Consider the following 1,505-nt stretch of genomic DNA (forward strand, 5'->3'; position numbering starts at 1 on the left):
TGACAAACAACAAACCACACCTAAGCTCTTATCCAGAGCCATGAGTTGGAAGTTTTGGCTGCCGTTGATTCGGAACGCTTCTCGCTGTCCTTGCGGCAACTCGACTAGCTTATCCGTTCCCCGTCTTCTTCGCAACTCGGCGTTCGCACGCTGTTGCCGTTCGGAAGTTGGGGGAGGTACCTCGTCGGCCTGCCGGACCAGCGGTTCGCTGTTCGTCCTTGCGGCGACTTGGAATACATTACACACGCCCGCGGGACTGCGCAAAACGGCCCTGGGGAGGGCCCGCCACCTCCGGGCCGCGTTCGGACGCGGGGTGGTCGCCCCGCCCCGAGCCGGGCATCGACGCGGCGCCCGCAGACAACGGCCGCACAATCACGTGGCCGCGGTCGCGCAGTGGCGTTACCCGGGTGGCTGCCTCAGTCCCGCAGCAGGTTCTTGCGCACCTTGCCCGTGGCCGTGCGCGGCAGCTCGTCACTGAACACGACCGAATCCGGCACCTTGAACCCGCTGAGCTGGTTCCGGACGTGGTCGCGCAGGTCGTCCTCCGTGACCGTGGACCCGTTCACCCGCACCACGTGCGCGACCGGGCGTTCGCCCCACTTCTCGTGAGCTACCCCCACGACGGCGACGTCCGCGACGTCCGGATGGGAGTAGAGGGCCTGCTCCACCTCGATGGACGAGATGTTCTCCCCGCCGGAGATGATGATGTCCTTGGCGCGGTCCCGCAGCTGGATGTAGTTGTTGGGGTGCATGACCCCCAGGTCACCCGTGTGGAACCACCCGCCCTCGAATGCCTTCCGCGTGGCGGGTACGTCCTTGTAGTAGCCGATCATCACGTTGTTGCCCCGCAGCACCACTTCCCCCACGGTTGTACCGTCCGCCGGCACGTCCTCGAGGGAGTCGTCCACCACGCGGGCGGATTCCGCCTGGATCATGGCCACCCCCTGCCGGGACATCTGCTGCGCCCGCTCCCGGGGCGAGAGCTCACGCCACTGTTCCTGGGGTTCGCAAATGGTGATGGGGCCGAAGACCTCGGTGAGCCCGTACACGTGGACGATGTCGAAGCCCGCGCTCTCCAGCCGCTCGATGATGCTCGGCGCGGGCGGGGCCCCAGCGGTCGTGATCCTGATGGTGTGTTCGAGTGGGTGGGCCTCCGGACCGTCCACGATGATCGAGCACACGGCCGGCGCGCCGCACAGGTGGGTGATGCCCTGCTCGTCGAACGCGCGCCAGATCTCGTCCGCGCGCACGGCCCGCAAGCACACGTGCGTGCCGCCCGCGGCGGTCACGGCCCACGTGGTGCACCACCCGTTGCAGTGGAACATGGGCAGGGTCCACAGGTACCGCGTGGCGCCGGTGAACCCATTGTGGAACACCTCCCCGAGGCTGTTCAGGTACGCCCCGCGGTGGCCGTACAGCACCCCCTTGGGGCGCCCCGTGGTGCCGGAGGTGTAGTTCAGGGTGATGGGCGCGTTCTCGTCCGCGACGCCGTAGCCGACGCCGCC

At 67.6% G+C, this 1,505-nt stretch carries 1 protein-coding gene; it reads right to left on the reverse strand.

What is annotated here, in order from left to right; translation table 11 throughout:
* Window positions 1–416 precede the first annotated feature (416 nt).
* Window positions 417–1,505, reverse strand: a 1,089-nt coding sequence (locus tag B3I25_RS08130; RefSeq protein WP_286738568.1) for an AMP-binding protein, incomplete at its 5' end; no start/stop codon positions are given.

The sequence above is a fragment of the Kocuria sp. UBA1838 genome (assembly GCF_002338785.1).
Classification (GTDB): domain Bacteria; phylum Actinomycetota; class Actinomycetes; order Actinomycetales; family Micrococcaceae; genus Kocuria; species Kocuria marina.